At 60.1% G+C, this 14,945-nt stretch carries 13 protein-coding genes; 6 read left to right on the forward strand and 7 right to left on the reverse strand.

All coding sequences use genetic code 11. The annotated features are described in order from the left end of the window. The first annotated feature begins 3 nt into the window (after positions 1 to 3). Together ABVN21_RS24755 and ABVN21_RS24760 are read left to right on the forward strand one after the other, a co-directional pair. Complete coding sequence (locus tag ABVN21_RS24755) at positions 4 to 570, forward strand: phosphonate degradation HD-domain oxygenase (protein ID WP_339552677.1); 567 nt, start codon at positions 4 to 6, stop codon at positions 568 to 570. Between the two features lie 85 nt (positions 571 to 655). Continuing rightward, on the forward strand, positions 656 to 1,081 hold the full coding sequence (locus tag ABVN21_RS24760) for a hypothetical protein (protein WP_339552678.1): 426 nt from the start codon (positions 656 to 658) through the stop codon (positions 1,079 to 1,081). Between the two features lie 62 nt (positions 1,082 to 1,143). Here ABVN21_RS24760 and ABVN21_RS24765 read toward each other — a convergent pair whose 3' ends face one another. Both ABVN21_RS24765 and ABVN21_RS24770 read right to left on the reverse strand, forming a co-directional pair. Beyond that, complete coding sequence (locus ABVN21_RS24765; RefSeq protein ID WP_339552679.1) at positions 1,144 to 2,508, reverse strand: GTPase/DUF3482 domain-containing protein; 1,365 nt, start codon at positions 2,506 to 2,508, stop codon at positions 1,144 to 1,146. Then, a complete protein-coding gene (locus ABVN21_RS24770) occupies positions 2,501 to 3,871 on the reverse strand; it encodes a DUF2868 domain-containing protein (protein ID WP_339552680.1) in 1,371 nt (456 codons plus the stop codon). Before ABVN21_RS24770 ends, ABVN21_RS24765 begins: the two co-directional genes overlap by 8 nt. A gap of 100 nt (positions 3,872 to 3,971) precedes the next feature. Between ABVN21_RS24770 and ABVN21_RS24775 the strand changes: the two genes are divergently transcribed. Then, positions 3,972 to 4,484 carry a dihydrofolate reductase gene (locus ABVN21_RS24775; RefSeq protein ID WP_339552681.1) on the forward strand — a complete coding sequence of 171 codons (513 nt, stop codon included), beginning with the start codon at positions 3,972 to 3,974 and terminating at the stop codon, positions 4,482 to 4,484. 113 nt (positions 4,485 to 4,597) lie between these two features. On the opposite strand, the gene ABVN21_RS24780 is transcribed toward ABVN21_RS24775, so the two are convergent. Beyond that, positions 4,598 to 5,989 carry an L-cystine transporter gene (locus ABVN21_RS24780; RefSeq protein ID WP_339552682.1) on the reverse strand — a complete coding sequence of 464 codons (1,392 nt, stop codon included), beginning with the start codon at positions 5,987 to 5,989 and terminating at the stop codon, positions 4,598 to 4,600. A 241-nt stretch (positions 5,990 to 6,230) separates the two neighbouring features. Between ABVN21_RS24780 and ABVN21_RS24785 the strand changes: the two genes are divergently transcribed. Continuing rightward, complete coding sequence (locus tag ABVN21_RS24785; protein WP_339552683.1) at positions 6,231 to 7,286, forward strand: haloacid dehalogenase-like hydrolase; 1,056 nt, start codon at positions 6,231 to 6,233, stop codon at positions 7,284 to 7,286. Between the two features lie 682 nt (positions 7,287 to 7,968). Here ABVN21_RS24785 and ilvD read toward each other — a convergent pair. From ilvD to ABVN21_RS24800, 3 genes are all read right to left on the reverse strand, one after another. After that, on the reverse strand, positions 7,969 to 9,810 hold the full coding sequence (gene ilvD, locus ABVN21_RS24790) for a dihydroxy-acid dehydratase (RefSeq protein ID WP_339556530.1): 1,842 nt from the start codon (positions 9,808 to 9,810) through the stop codon (positions 7,969 to 7,971). A 258-nt stretch (positions 9,811 to 10,068) separates the two neighbouring features. Continuing rightward, entirely contained in the window at positions 10,069 to 11,277 is a 1,209-nt protein-coding gene (locus ABVN21_RS24795) for an MFS transporter (RefSeq protein WP_339556531.1), read from the reverse strand. A 206-nt stretch (positions 11,278 to 11,483) separates the two neighbouring features. Continuing rightward, the gene (locus tag ABVN21_RS24800; protein WP_339556532.1) at positions 11,484 to 12,680 is read right to left on the reverse strand and encodes a class I SAM-dependent rRNA methyltransferase; all 1,197 of its coding nucleotides are present in this window, start codon (positions 12,678 to 12,680) and stop codon (positions 11,484 to 11,486) included. Between the two features lie 219 nt (positions 12,681 to 12,899). On the opposite strand from ABVN21_RS24800, the gene ABVN21_RS24805 reads away from it, so the two are divergent. After that, positions 12,900 to 13,715, forward strand: coding sequence for an HDOD domain-containing protein (locus ABVN21_RS24805; protein ID WP_339556562.1), 816 nt, complete (start codon positions 12,900 to 12,902; stop codon positions 13,713 to 13,715). 44 nt (positions 13,716 to 13,759) lie between these two features. Beyond that, a complete protein-coding gene (mutM, locus tag ABVN21_RS24810; protein ID WP_339556533.1) occupies positions 13,760 to 14,572 on the forward strand; it encodes a bifunctional DNA-formamidopyrimidine glycosylase/DNA-(apurinic or apyrimidinic site) lyase in 813 nt (270 codons plus the stop codon). Between the two features lie 89 nt (positions 14,573 to 14,661). On the opposite strand, the gene ABVN21_RS24815 is transcribed toward mutM, so the two are convergent. Further along, positions 14,662 to 14,913 (reverse strand): YfhL family 4Fe-4S dicluster ferredoxin, encoded by a 252-nt coding sequence (locus ABVN21_RS24815; RefSeq protein ID WP_003195146.1) that lies wholly within the window; start codon positions 14,911 to 14,913, stop codon positions 14,662 to 14,664. Positions 14,914 to 14,945 lie beyond the last annotated feature (32 nt).

Below are 14,945 nucleotides of genomic sequence, written 5' to 3' on the forward strand. Positions count from 1 at the left end.
CTGATGGACCGCAACGAGCAAGCCGTCGCCAAGGTATTCGCACTGTACGAACGCTTCGGCAGCGATGACTACATCGGCGAGCCGGTGTCGCAGATCGAGCACATGTCCCAAGCCGCGCAATGCGCGATGGCCGAGGGCTTTGATGACGAAGTGGTGCTGGCGGCGTTCTTCCATGACATCGGGCATATCTGCGCCGAAGGTGCCGAGAACATGGGCGGCTTTGGTGTGGTCAGTCATGAGCGTTTGGGCGCCGATTACCTGCGCAACGTTGGCTTTAGCGAGCGCATGGCGCGGCTGGTGGAATACCACGTTCAGGCCAAGCGCTATCTCACGCTCAGGGAGCCGGGTTACTACGCACGATTGAGCGAGGCCAGTCGCCGTACTTTGGAATATCAGGGTGGGGTGATGACTGAGGCTGAGGCTGAGGCTTTTGATAAGGACCCGTTGTGTGAGGTCAGTTTGCGCATGCGGCAGTGGGATGAGCTGGCCAAGGAGATGCATGTGCCGGTGATTGATCTAGAGGTGTTGAAGCGTAAGGCGGTCACTGTCCTGTCCCGCGAGGTCTGCTGAAGCGTCTGACGGCGGATAGAGAAAACACGCATGGTTTACCTTGTTGGCAGCGCTCAAGCTGAGCTTTTCCCAAGGAGGCGAATGGATGCGTTTTTTGAAAGTGGTTGCACAGGATCGAAGTGGGAATGGGGCCGCCGATACGCTGCGGTTGCAGTTTTTTGAAGATAAACAGTGGCTGCGTGACGCGACGGACGACGAAGTTCTGCGGCTGAAAACCTTTGGCGCTCACTACTTCAAGTGCCGATGGTTCAACGACGGTGAAGGTGAGGAACGGCATCTGCGCATGTTCACCCTAAACCCCACCGCCGACGGAACGCCGGACTCGGTGCACCTGCATTTCCATGAAGGCCCGAACATTGCCTACAAGGCAACTGTTCATGACCTCGACAACGATGGCGCTTTCGAGATTGTGCTGTGCTCCGATGTGGACAACGACGGCCGTGCCAATCGCACGGATCGAACGCGGGTCAATGCGTTGGTCCGCGAATACCTGAAGTCAGGTTGGCAGTGATCAAAGTTCGAAACCGCGTCACAGCCATGGCGTCAGTCCAGGCAAAGCAAGTGTTCCTGCCTCTACAACTGCTGCGCCAACACTTCAATCTGCTCCTGCCGCTCCGCCTGATTCAGCTTCGCATGCGGGTTGAGCGACGACCACTGCGGATACGCCCGCGCCTTGTTCAAGGCTTCCGGCAGTTTTCCCTCACGCCAGGTCTTGTCCTGGGGCGTGGCCACCTGAATGCTGTCCATCGCCGCGTGTCCACGGGCGTCCAGTGCTTGCAGCAATTGCCGTTGGCGCAGCGCCAGTAACCGCAGCACGTTGTCATCGACGGTCAATTCGCGTTGGCCTTTGATCTTGCCCAGCAAGCGGCTGCCATAGCTGCGTGCGGTTTGCAGGGCGCCTCCAGCGATAGCCCCGGCCAGGGCAGCCGCACCGAGGGTGATGCCGCCGACCAGCAGATCGACTCCGGCTCCGGCGGCGGCCCCTGCGGCGATGCCGCCACCGACCCGCACGCCCAATTGTTTTAGGGTTTCGGGGTTGAACAGATCATCGCCCCAGCGACCGTCGAGCAGCGGCAGATCACTGGCCGCCGCATCCTGCGGACGAAACGCGTAGAGCTTGAGCAAGGCTTCGACGCAACGTTGTTCCCGTTGGCGCACGGCTTTGCGCAGTTCGCTGATGGCTTGCTGTTCCTGCACTGCATCGCTGACCACGCTGCGCCGGCATGCGGCGCAATCGAGCAACAACTCGGCAATCAATCGCGCCGCGCTCTGCTGACGCGCCAGGCGTTGCGCCTGTTGATCGGCGATCAAACGTTCAAGTTGCGGCCGCGCATGTTCGAGCAGCAGCGCGAGGCTTTCATAGAGTCGACGCTCGCCATCCTCGGGCGGCGCGACGCTGTCGAAACGCACCAGCGCATGCAAACCGAGGCGCGCCAAGGCTTCACGCCAAGCGGGTTCGCGATGGTTGGCGCTGCTGACGAAATTCAAAACCGGCAACAGCGGTTTGCCACAACCGGCCAGCACTTCCAGTTCGTCGCGGTACTTGGCCAGCACCGGCTCGCGGGCGTCGATCACGTACAGGCCGGCATCGCAGGTCAGCAGTTGCCGCAGCACCTTGGCCTCTTGTTCGAAACGCTGCCGCGCTTCACTGCCCTCAAGGAAGCGCGCCAGCCGGGCCGGACCGTCCAGGCGTTCGCCTGGCCGTTCCAGGCGTTCGAGGTAGTCGAGCAGTGCGATGGCGTCTTCCAGGCCGGGGGTGTCGTAGAGGTCGAGCAAGGGCTCGCCGTCCACCGACAGGCGTGCGCCTTCGACGTGTCGCGTGGTGCTGGGACGATGGGACACGTCACCGAACCCGACATCACGGGTCAGCGTGCGCAGCAACGAGGTCTTGCCGACGTTGGTGTGGCCGACCACCGCGAGTTTCAAAGGCTTAGTCATGGCCCGTCTCCAGCCAATTCAACGGTGCGCAATCGGCGAAGGGCAACTCCAGCTGTTGCAGCGCCGCATGCCAGTCGCCGAGACGGTCGGCGTCCAGCGCTTCACCGGGCGGCGCTTGCAGCAGCCAGACGCGGGTGGCGCTGGCACTCCGGGCCAGTTCGGCGATTAACGCCAGGCTGCCGCGATCCGGCGAGCGCCTTGGATCACAGGCAATCGCCAGCCGCGCGGGCGGAAAACGGCTCAACTGTTCGAGGAGTTTGTGCCGCGATTCGCGGCTGTCGAGAATGCCCGCGTTGCTCACGTTGTTCGGCAATTGCGGCGGCCACGGGCGGTCGTCGTCCAGTTCGATGGCGACCAATAGCGCACCGTCGCTTTGCTGTTCACTGACGCCACTTTCGACCCGATGAAGTTGCTCAGGCGCCGTATCGCTGATGCCCAGGCGTTCGCTGGTGGGCATCAACCGTTCGCGCAGTTGCGAGTAGCCGGGCAGGTTCAAATCGAGACGCAATGCTGCTTGCCCGGTTTTCCAGCGCCACAGGCAAAACAGCGCCAGCAGCAGACGCGGCAAAACACCGTAGACCAGCAACACGCCCACCAGCCACGCCGCCCACGCCTGGCGAGCGCTTTCGATGTTTAGCGCGGCATCGCCGCTGGCGCGGATCATGTCCACGGTTGGAATGCTGAAACCGAGCATGGCGGGCAACGCGCCGAGGGCTTGGGTCATGGTGATAAAAGTATCGGCGCCGAGAATGGTGGTTTCCCAGACGAAACCATAGCGCCGGGTCGCCATCAACGTCAGCAACATCACCAGCGCACTCAACATCGCCAGCAGCCACAAGCCGTTGACCAGCACGCCGATGGCCCAGCGATTGAGTTTCTGGCGTTGCAGCAACAACAGCAGTGCCGGCGCCAGTTGCGCGGCTTTGGCATCGCGAGCGAGTTTTTCGCTGAGCCACAACCACAAGCGCCCCAGCGTTGCGCCATGCTCGCCGGCAAACACCAGGCCCAAAGTCCAGCTCAGCAGCAGAATCAGGTTTAGCCCGAGCAGACTGCCCAAGGCCCAGAACACGTTCACCGGTGTTTGTCCGTCACCGAGTGCGGCAAACGCCAGGCCGGCGCCGCTGACCACGGCCAGCACCGCCATGACGATCAGCGCCAGTCGTGCGCCTTGCAGCCAGTGTTTGAGCGCATCGCTCAGGCCATCGCGGTCCGCCAGCCACAGGGCGCGGCGTTGAATGCGCATCGGCAGGTCGCCGCCAGCGCTGCGGGCCAGGCGATTGGCTTCCAGATCCTCCAGAGGCCCGGCGTGTTCTTCGCGCAAGCGGATGGTTTCTGTCAGCCAGAGGTTATTCAGTTCAGTCACGCGGCATCCCGTCGCTTCGATTGAGCTGAGAGCATAACCGCTGTGGCGCTTGTCGGGGGGCTACGTTGCGAGAAGCCGAGCCTCTGGTATCCTCGCCGGCATGACTAAATCACTCCCCCTCAGCCTGATCGCAGCCCTCGGTGAAAACCGTGTGATCGGCATCGACAACAGCATGCCCTGGCACTTGCCGGGGGACTTCAAATACTTCAAGGCCACCACCTTGGGCAAGCCGATCATCATGGGTCGCAAGACCTGGGATTCGCTTGGTCGCCCGTTGCCGGGCCGCTTGAACATCGTGGTCAGCCGTCAGGCAGATCTGGTGCTGGAAGGCGCGGAAGTTTATCCGTCGCTGGAAGCCGCTGTGGTTCGCGCGCAAGAATGGGCGAAGGCGCAGGGCGTCGATGAGCTGATGCTGATTGGCGGCGCGCAGTTATATGCGCAAGGGTTGGCGCAGGCCGATCGGTTGTACCTGACGCGCGTGGGGCTGAGCCCGGAAGGGGATGCGTGGTTTCCGGAATTTGATTTGGGCCAGTGGAAACTGGTGTCGAATGTGCCGAACCCGGCGGAAGGGGATAAGCCGGCGTACAACTTTGAGGTTTGGGAGAAGGCCTAAAAGCATCGCTGGCAAGCCAGCTCCTACAGGAAGTGTGTTGATCGCAGGATTTGCGTACGACACAACCCTTGTAGGAGCTGGCTTGCCAGCGATAGCGGTCTTACTGACGCTACTTAAGCGTGCGCCAACGCCGAATGCTCATCCGCATCCAGCAGCGCTTTATCCGTCTGCTGCATCAACTGACTGGTAATCGCACCCGCACTGATTGAACCACTCACGTTCAACGCCGTGCGCCCCATATCAATCAGCGGCTCGACCGAAATCAACAACGCCACCAGTGAAACCGGCAAGCCCATCGCCGGCAGTACGATCAACGCGGCAAACGTCGCGCCACCACCAACACCAGCCACACCGGCCGAACTCAGCGTGACAATCGCCACCAGCGTCGCGATCCACAGTGGGTCGAGCGGGTTGATGCCCACGGTTGGCGCAACCATCACGGCCAACATCGCCGGGTACAGACCGGCACAGCCGTTCTGGCCAATCGTCGCACCGAACGAAGCAGCAAAACTGGCGATGGACTGCGGAATGCCCAGACGGCTGGTCTGCGCTTCGATGCTCAACGGAATGGTCGCGGCGCTCGAGCGGCTGGTGAACGCAAACGTCAGCACCGGCCAGATCTTGCGGAAGAAACGCAGCGGATTGATCCCTGCCGCCGACACCAGCAGGCCATGGACCACAAACATCAGGCCCAGGCCAATGTAGGAAACAACGACGAAACTGCCGAGCTTAATGATGTCTTGCAAGTTGGAACCGGCAACGACTTTGGTCATCAGCGCCAATACGCCGTACGGGGTCAGCTTCATGACCAACCGCACCAGACGCATCACCAAGGCTTGCAGAGTGTCGATGGCGTTGATCACTTTCTGACCTTTGTCCGCGTCGTCCTTGAGCAGTTGCAACGCCGCTACACCGAGGAACGCAGCAAAGATCACCACGCTGATGATCGACGTCGGCTTGGCCCGCGCCAGATCGGCGAACGGGTTCTGCGGGATGAACGACAGCAGCAGTTGCGGCACATTCAGGTCGGCGACCTTGCCCGCGTAGTTGGTCTGGATGGTTTGCAGGCGGGCCATTTCCTGGGTGCCGGCGACCAGGCCTTCGGCGGTCAGGCCGAACAGGTTGGTCAGGCCGATGCCGATCAATGCCGCGATGGCAGTGGTGAACAGCAGCGTGCCGATGGTCAGGAAACTGATCTTGCCCAGGGACGAGGCATTGTGCAGACGGGCCACAGCGCTGAGGATCGAGGCGAACACCAGCGGGATCACGATCATTTGCAGCAACTGCACGTAACCGTTGCCCACCAGATCAAACCAGCCGATTGAGGCTTTCAGCACCGGATTACCGGCACCATAAACAGCGTGCAACGCCACACCGAACGCCACGCCCAGCACCAAAGCGAGCAGGACTTTTTTTGCCAGGCTCCATGTAGAGTGGCGGGTTTGGGCGAGACCAAAAAGTAACGCGAGGAATACCAGCAGATTGAGGATCAGCGGCAGATTCATGAGAACTCCGAAAGTAACTTGTGTCAGCCACCTTCCGGGGCAGCTGCGAACCGGCAAGCCTAACAGCTTGATTTACAATGAATTAATATCAAAAACGTCTGGCAGCTGTCGTTTTTGGAATAAGCGGATGTCGCTCCCGAGGATGCAGCTGGCGCGGAAGGCACGTTAGCGGTCGCTGACAGACGAGGACTGTCACACTTATTTGTTAGCGTCGATCTCTTTGAATCAGGGAGATTTGACGATGAGATTCGCACCGAAATTTCTGGTTGCAGCACTTTGCCTGGGCCTCGCCGGCCAGGCACTTGCCACGGATTTGAAGCACTGGCCAGCCGATCAGGCCAAGGCGCTGGACGCGATGATCGCCGCCAATGCCAACAAAGGTAACTACGCGGTGTTCGACATGGACAACACCAGTTACCGCTACGACCTCGAAGAGTCGTTGCTGCCGTTCATGGAAAACAAAGGCCTGATCACCCGCGACAAACTCGATCCCTCCCTGAAACTGATGCCGTTCAAAGACACCGCCGACCACAAGGAAAGCCTGTTCAGCTATTACTACCGCCTCTGTGAAATCGACGACATGGTTTGCTATCCGTGGGTCGCTCAGGTGTTCTCCGGCTTCACGCTGCAAGAGCTCAAGGGCTACGTCGACGAACTGATGGCGTCCGGCAAACCGGTGCCGGCGACGTATTACGAAGGCGACGTAGTGAAGAGCCTCGACGTCAATCCGCCGAAAATCTTCACCGGCCAGCAAGAGCTCTACAACAAGCTGATGGAGAACGGTATCGAGGTCTACGTGATGACCGCCGCCTCGGAAGAGCTGGTGCGTATGGTCGCTGCCGATCCGAAATACGGCTACAACGTCAAACCGCAGAACGTGATCGGCGTGTCGCTGCTGCTCAAGGATCAAAAAACCGGCGAATTGACCACCGCGCGCAAGCAGATCACCGCCGGCAAATATGACGAGAAGGCCAACCTCGGCCTCGAACTGACCCCGTACCTGTGGACCCCGGCGACCTGGATGGCCGGCAAGCACGCGGCGATCCTGACCTACATCGATGAGTGGAAAAAACCGGTACTGGTGGGCGGCGATACCCCCACCAGTGACGGCTACATGCTGTTTCACGATGTCGACGTGGCCAAGGGCGGCATTCATTTGTGGGTCAACCGCAAAGACAAATACATGACCCAGATCCAGGGCATGATGGCCAAGCACGCTGCGGCCCAGGCCAAGGAAGGGTTGCCGGTGACGGCGGACAAGAATTGGGTGATCGTGACACCGCAAGAGATTCAGTAAGACCGGGTCGCCTGCATCGCCAGCAAGCCGGCTCCTACAGTCGTGCGAACGACACAACCCTCTGTAGGAGCTGGCTTGCCAGCGATGAGGCCATCACCTGCAGCGCCAATGTTGCCCGGCACACCGCAATCGCCAGCAAGCCGGCTCCTACAGTCGTGCGAACGACACAACCCTCTGTAGGAGCTGGCTTGCCAGCGATGAGGCCATCACCTGCAGCGCCAATGTTGCCCGGCACACCGCAATCGCCAGCAAGCTGGCTCCTACAGTCGTGCGAACGACACAATCCTCTGAAGGAGCTGGCTTGCCAGCGATGAGGCCATCACCTGCAACGCCAATGTTGCCCGTCACACCGCAATCGCCAGCAAGCCGGCTCCTACAGTCGTGCGAACGACACAATTCTCTGTAGGAGCTGGCTTGCCAGCGATGAGGCCATCACCTGCAGCGCCAATGTTGCCCGTCACACCGCAATCGCCAGCAAGCTGGCTCCTACAGTTATGCGAACAACACAACCCTTTGTAGGAGCTGGCTTGCCAGCGATGGGGCCATCACCCGCAACACCATAGTTGCCCGGCACACCGCAATCGCCAGCAAGCCGGCTCCTACAGTGGGCATGCCAGTCAAAGCGATTAGGAAAAAAATACCCCGCACTTGGCGGGGTATTTTTTTGTTCGATGGTTAAGCCTTACAACCCGTCGAGCATCGCCTTGTTACGCACAGCACCCTTGTCGGCGCTGGTGGCCAGCAGGGCGTAGGCCTTCAGGGCGGTGGTCACTTTGCGTGGACGCACTTCCACCGGTTTCCAGCCTTTCTTGTCCTGCTCGACCCGGCGTGCCGCCAGTTCTTCGTCGCTGACCAACAGGTTGATCGAGCGGTTCGGGATGTCGATCAGCACTTTGTCGCCGTCCTGCACCAGACCGATCGCGCCACCGGCAGCGGCTTCAGGCGAAGCGTGGCCGATGGACAGGCCCGAAGTGCCGCCGGAGAAACGGCCGTCGGTGAGCAGGGCGCAAGCTTTGCCCAGGCCTTTGGATTTCAGGTACGACGTCGGGTACAGCATTTCCTGCATGCCCGGGCCACCTTTAGGGCCTTCGTAGCGAATGATGACGATGTCGCCTTCTTTCACTTCGTCAGCGAGGATGCCGCGCACGGCGCTGTCCTGGCTTTCGAAGATCTTGGCGTTGCCTTCGAACACGTGGATCGACTCATCGACACCGGCGGTTTTTACCACGCAGCCATCGAGGGCGATGTTGCCGTAGAGAACGGCGAGGCCGCCTTCTTGCGAGTAAGCGTGCTCGACACTGCGGATGCAGCCGTTTTCACGGTCGTCGTCCAGGGTGTCCCAACGGGTCGATTGGCTGAACGCGGTTTGCGTCGGGATACCTGCCGGACCGGCCTTGAAGAAGTGATGCACGGCTTCGTCGTTGGTTTGGGTGATGTCCCACTTGGCGATGGCTTCTTCCATGCTGCGGCTGTGCACGGTCGGCAGCTGGGTGTGCAGCAAGCCGCCACGAGCCAGCGAACCGAGGATGCTGAAGATCCCGCCAGCACGGTGCACGTCCTCCATGTGGTACTTCTGGATGTTCGGCGCGACCTTGCACAGTTGCGGCACGTGACGGGACAGACGGTCGATGTCGCGCAGGTCGAAATCGATCTCGGCTTCCTGGGCAGCGGCCAGCAAGTGCAGGATGGTGTTGGTGGAACCGCCCATGGCGATGTCCAGGGTCATGGCGTTTTCGAACGCCTGGAAGTTGGCGATGTTGCGCGGCAACACCGACTCATCGTTCTCGCTGTAGTAACGCTTGCACAGCTCGACGATGGTGCGGCCGGCCTGCAGGAACAATTGCTCGCGGTCGCTGTGGGTGGCCAGGGTCGAACCGTTGCCCGGCAATGCCAGGCCCAGGGCTTCAACCAGGCAGTTCATCGAGTTGGCGGTGAACATGCCGGAGCACGAACCGCAAGTCGGGCAGGCGCTGCGCTCGTACTCGGCGACTTTCTCGTCAGAAGCGCTGGAGTCGGCGGCGATCACCATGGCGTCGACGAGGTCGAGACCGTGGCTGGCCAGTTTGGTCTTGCCGGCTTCCATCGGGCCGCCGGAAACGAAGATCACCGGGATGTTCAGGCGCAAGGCAGCCATCAACATGCCCGGGGTGATCTTGTCGCAGTTGGAAATGCACACGATGGCGTCGGCGCAGTGGGCGTTAACCATGTACTCGACGGAGTCGGCAATGATCTCGCGGCTCGGCAGCGAATACAGCATGCCGTCGTGGCCCATGGCGATGCCGTCATCGACGGCGATGGTGTTGAATTCTTTTGCCACACCGCCGGCGCGTTCGATCTCGCGGGCGACCAGTTGGCCCAGATCCTTGAGGTGGACGTGGCCCGGTACGAACTGGGTGAAGGAGTTGGCAATGGCGATGATCGGCTTTTTGAAGTCGTCATCTTTCATCCCCGTGGCGCGCCACAATGCGCGGGCACCGGCCATGTTGCGGCCGTGGGTGGATGTTTTCGAGCGGTAATCAGGCATGAAGCACTCCGGGCGGCTAATCAGGTATCAAAAGGGAAGTGAGCTTCTATTGACGTCTGGAACACTCAGAAATGGCCGTGTGTCCGGAAGTTGCCGATAACTTTGCGGGATCGCCGCGCGCTTCAGCTTGAGCTCATAAACCCGCCGGGGGATGACTGGCGATGAATCTCGCGATTCTACACGGCTGGCGGCTGGAGGGAATGCCGGGAAGCGTTGATCCCGTGTTGACGGTGCGTGCGAGATGACGACTGGCAGGTATCAGCCGATATCGAGTGCCTGTTTATTCCGTTGGTTGATCACTGCATTCAGTCCCAGGCCTGCGAAGCTCAACGTCAGGAAGCAAATGGCCAGAGCGGTGGTCAGGGTCAGGTCCTCCGGTACCCGGTTGACCACCGTACTGATCACGCCACCGCAAAGGAACATCAGCACACCGCCGACCGAGGTCGAGGTCCCGGCATATTCCGGATGAACACTCATGGCCTTGGAGTTGACGACGGGTCTGGTAATAGTGGTGCCGATCGTACAAATCAGCATGGAAATCAGCACCGTCCCGGCAGAGAGACCGAAGTGGCGAGTCAGCCAAAGCATCACCACGCCCGAAACCGCGATCAACCCCAGGCCGAGAATGATCTGAGTGTTGGCTTGCAAACGTTGATGCAGGAAGTTGGCTACTGCGCCGCCGCCTATATACGCAACGCCGTACAGCAACAACGCCCAGGCGTACTCGTAGGGTGAAAGGGCCAGATGCTCCATGAAAATAATGGGTGAAGTGACGATGAACGAAAAATGACAGGCGAAGGCCAAGGCTGAAATCAGCCAATAACCCAGGAAGCGAGCATCTGAACAGACATGCCGGTAAGCGCGGAAAAATCCCCCACGCGATGCCGGACGCAACGACGAGGACTCCTTGAGCAGCCAACAGGCGCTTAACCAGACTAAAACGGCGAGGGTGACAAACACGTAGAAACTGCCCTGCCAGCCAAGCTGCAATTGCAGCCAGGTCCCCAGCAACGGCGAAATTGAAATGAATACCCCGCCTCCGGTCACCATCCAGATCCTGAGTCGCAGCCTTTCATGGCCAATGAATAAATCCTGCACCAGCGCTTGTGACAGCGAAAAGGCTCCGCAACCGATCGCCTGGACCACACGAAAACCCAGAAACCAGCTGTACTCGCTGGTTGCTGCACATCCAATTGCGCCAATCGCCGCGAGGGCGATACCTCCCAGCAATAGCTTCTTGCGACCCCACATGTCCGACAGCGGTCCAACCAGCATCACGGAGAATGCCAGGCTGACGGCGAACAGGCTGACAGACAGGGCAACGTCGGGCGGCGGGATTTGAAAGAAGTCCGACAGGTCGGGAAAGGAAGGAAGAACCACGTCCAATGGGAAAACGCCCAGTAGGGTCATGGTCATCAACAACAGGACGATTAACGGCTTTTCTCGGGCGTTTCTGGCGGGGGGCATCAATCAACGCACTCATTCCGTGAGGGGTGAACGAGGATTGATTTAATGGAAAAGCAAGTCAATGCAGGCAAGCGTGGGGGATTTCTGAATCCTTTGTAGGAGCGAGCCTGCTCGCGAAAAACGTCAACGATAATGCGGTGTATCTGGCTATCCGCGGTGTCTTTGCGTTTTATCGCGAGCAGGCTCGCTCCTACAGGGAACAGCGGTTAGCTGTTAGGCAGCAACCGGCAGGTAATGCTCTTGATATAGCGGGTTTCGGCGATGGCCGGGTGCACCGGGTGATCCGGGCCCTGGCCGCCGCGTTCCAGCATCTGGATGTTGCGGTCCAGGTGGCGGGCGCTGGTCAGCAGGATGTTCTGCAGATCGTCTTCCGGCAGGTGCATCGAGCACGATGCGCTGACCAGAATACCGTCCTTGGTGAGCAGGCGCATGGCTTGCTCGTTCAGGCGGCGGTAAGCGCCTTCGCCGTTCTTCATGTCCTTCTTGCGTTTGATGAACGCCGGTGGGTCGGCCACGATCACGTCGAACCGTTCTTCGCTGGCTTTCAGCTCTTTCAGGGCTTCGAACACGTCGCCTTCGATGCAGGTCATTTTGTCGGCGAAGCCGTTCAGCGCGGCGTTGCGCTCTACGCCGTCGAGGGCGAAGGCGGACGCGTCGACGCAGAACACTTCACTGGCGCCGAAAGCGGCAGCCTGCACGCCCCAGCCGCCGATGTAGCTGTACAGGTCCAGCACGCGCTTGCCTTTGGCATACGGGGCCAGGCGAGCGCGGTTCATGCGGTGATCGTAGAACCAGCCGGTTTTCTGGCCCTGGATAACCGGCGCTTCGAATTTCACGCCGTTCTCTTCCAGTGCAACCCACTCCGGTACCAGGCCAAACACGGTTTCGACATAGCGGTTGAGGCCTTCGGCGTCACGGGCGGCGGAGTCATTCTTGAACAGAATGCCGCTTGGCTTGAGCACTTGAGTCAGCGCCGCGATCACGTCATCTTTATGGGCTTCCATGGTCGCCGAAGCGATCTGCACCACCAGGATGTCGCCGAAACGATCGACCACCAGACCCGGCAGCAAATCGGAATCACCGTAGACCAAGCGATAGAACGGCTTGTCGAACAGGCGATCACGCAGCGACAGGGCGACGTTCAGGCGATGCACCAGCAGCGACTTGTCCAGCGGCAACTTGATGTCGCGCGACAGCAAACGGGCGCAGATCAGGTTGTTCGGGCTCATGGCAACGATGCCCAGCGGCTTGCCGCCGGCGGCTTCGAGGATCGCCTGGTCTCCGGCCTTGAAACCGTGCAAAGGTGTCGCGGCTACATCGATTTCGTTGCTGTAGACCCACAAATGACCGTTGCGCAGACGACGGTCGGCATTGGCTTTGAGGCGCAGGCTAGGCAGGGACATGTCGTCGCTCCGGAAAAAAGAGCGGGAGTATAGCGTGTTGCGCAAGGCCGCGGTTTGGCGGATGGACATGCGGTGATGGGGTGAAACTTCAATCGATGCGCCGGTCAAGGTGTCGGATCCAATTCAGAAAAGCTAGAATCTGCGCCTGGCCCAGAGTGTGTACTTATGTCCCAAGAGCTGACTCCCGAACAAATCCAGCAATCCCTGCAAGGGATCAGTGTGCCGGCCCAACCGCAGATCATGGTGGACCTGCAGATGGAGCAGTACATGCCTGACCCGGACCTGGAGGTGATCGCGAAGCTGATCTCCCAGGATCCTGGCCTCTCTGGCTCGTTGTTGAAAATAGTCAACTCGCCGTATTACGGGCTGAGCAACAAGATCGCCTCGATCCAGCGTGCGGTGAATTTGCTCGGCAGCCGGTCGATCATCAACCTGATCAACGCACAGTCGATCAAGGGCGAGATGAACGACGACACCATCGTCACCTTGAACCGTTTCTGGGACACCGCCCAGGATGTGGCGATGACCTGCCTGACGCTGGCCAAGCGCATCGGTGTGCAGAACGGCGATGAGGCGTATGCGCTGGGTCTGTTTCACGACTGTGGCGTGCCGCTGATGCTGCAACGATTCCCCAACTACATGACTGTACTGGAAGAGGCTTACGCCAACGCCAGTGCTGAATGCCGGGTGGTGGACACCGAGAACCAGGCGTTCAACACCAACCACGCGGTGGTCGGTTATTACACGGCCAAGTCCTGGCGCCTGCCGGATCACGTGACCGCCGCAATCGCCAATCACCACAATGCCCTGGCGATATTCAGCGACGAGTCGTCGCGCAACAGCTCGTTGAAGAACCTGTTGGCCATCCTGAAGATGGCCGAGCACATTTGTGCGTCCTACCGGGTGTTGGGCAACCAGACCGAGGACCACGAGTGGAACAGCATCGCGCATCTGGTGCTCGATTACGTTGGCCTCTCGGATTACGATTTCGAGACGCTCAAACAGACGATTCGCGACCTTGGCTCTCACCGCTGAGTCTCGGACGTTCTTCTTATACGAGAGCCTGACTCGAGAGCGCCATGCCTGAACTGCCAGAAGTCGAAACCACCCGTCGCGGCATTGCGCCGCATCTGGAAGGCCAGCGCGTCAGCCGGGTGATCGTGCGGGACCGGCGTCTGCGCTGGCCGATCCCCGAAGACCTGGACGTGCGCTTGTCCGGTCAACGCATCGTGTTGGTGGAGCGGCGTGCCAAGTACCTGCTGATCAACGCCGAAGTCGGAACCTTGATCAGCCACTTGGGCATGTCGGGGAATTTGCGTCTGGTGGAAGTCGGCATGCCGGCGGCAAAGCATGAGCACGTGGACATCGAACTGGAGTCGGGCCTGGCCCTGCGCTACACCGACCCGCGACGGTTCGGCGCGATGCTCTGGAGTCTAGACCCGCTCAATCACGAATTGCTGATTCGTCTGGGGCCGGAGCCGTTGACCGACCTGTTCGACGGTGAGCGCTTGTTCCAGCAGTCCCGTGGGCGTTCGATGGCGGTTAAACCGTTCATCATGGACAACGCGGTGGTGGTCGGCGTCGGCAATATCTACGCGACCGAAGCGCTGTTCGCCGCGGGTATCGATCCGCGCCGGGAGGCCAAGAGCATTTCTCGTGCGCGTTATTTGAAACTGGCAATCGAGATCAAACGCATACTGGCCGCCGCCATTGAGCGCGGCGGTACTACGTTGCGCGACTTTATCGGTGGTGACGGCCAACCGGGCTATTTCCAGCAGGAATTGTTCGTGTACGGCCGTGGCGCCGAACCCTGCAAGGTCTGTGGCACGCAGTTGCGGGAAGTGAAACTCGGGCAGCGCGCCAGCGTGTTTTGCCCACGCTGCCAGAGCTGAAACGCCTGCGGTCTATAGTCAGTGTTCTGACTGACTTGCCGAAGGACCGCGCCATTGCCCGCGATGGCTGCGTAACTGATATCGAATATTCAAGCCTTGCCGGTAATCTTCCGGTACTTCTCCATCAACTGCTCTTCAGTCTCCGGATGGGCTTCGTCCAGCGGAATGCAATCCACCGGGCAGACCTGCTGGCACTGCGGTTCGTCGTAGTGACCGACGCATTGCGTGCACAGGTTCGGGTCGATCACGTAGATCTCTTCGCCTTGGGAAATGGCGGCGTTCGGGCACTCGGGTTCGCAGACGTCGCAGTTGATGCAATCGTCGGTGATGATCAGGGACATGCTAACTCCAGCCGGGGCGGCAGGCCCGGGCG

It is taken from the genome of Pseudomonas sp. MYb327 (genome assembly GCF_040438925.1).
GTDB lineage: Bacteria > Pseudomonadota > Gammaproteobacteria > Pseudomonadales > Pseudomonadaceae > Aquipseudomonas.

Coding starts and splice junctions, on each gene's coding strand:
- ABVN21_RS24755 (WP_339552677.1), top strand. CDS start 4: ATGGACCGCAACGAGCAAGCCGTCGCCAAGGTATTCGCACTGTACGAA.
- ABVN21_RS24760 (WP_339552678.1), top strand. CDS start 656: ATGCGTTTTTTGAAAGTGGTTGCACAGGATCGAAGTGGGAATGGGGCC.
- ABVN21_RS24765 (WP_339552679.1), bottom strand. CDS start 2,508: ATGACTAAGCCTTTGAAACTCGCGGTGGTCGGCCACACCAACGTCGGC.
- ABVN21_RS24775 (WP_339552681.1), top strand. CDS start 3,972: ATGACTAAATCACTCCCCCTCAGCCTGATCGCAGCCCTCGGTGAAAAC.
- ABVN21_RS24780 (WP_339552682.1), bottom strand. CDS start 5,989: ATGAATCTGCCGCTGATCCTCAATCTGCTGGTATTCCTCGCGTTACTT.
- ABVN21_RS24785 (WP_339552683.1), top strand. CDS start 6,231: ATGAGATTCGCACCGAAATTTCTGGTTGCAGCACTTTGCCTGGGCCTC.
- ilvD (WP_339556530.1), bottom strand. CDS start 9,810: ATGCCTGATTACCGCTCGAAAACATCCACCCACGGCCGCAACATGGCC.
- ABVN21_RS24795 (WP_339556531.1), bottom strand. CDS start 11,277: ATGCCCCCCGCCAGAAACGCCCGAGAAAAGCCGTTAATCGTCCTGTTG.
- ABVN21_RS24800 (WP_339556532.1), bottom strand. CDS start 12,680: ATGTCCCTGCCTAGCCTGCGCCTCAAAGCCAATGCCGACCGTCGTCTG.
- mutM (WP_339556533.1), top strand. CDS start 13,760: ATGCCTGAACTGCCAGAAGTCGAAACCACCCGTCGCGGCATTGCGCCG.
- ABVN21_RS24815 (WP_003195146.1), bottom strand. CDS start 14,913: ATGTCCCTGATCATCACCGACGATTGCATCAACTGCGACGTCTGCGAA.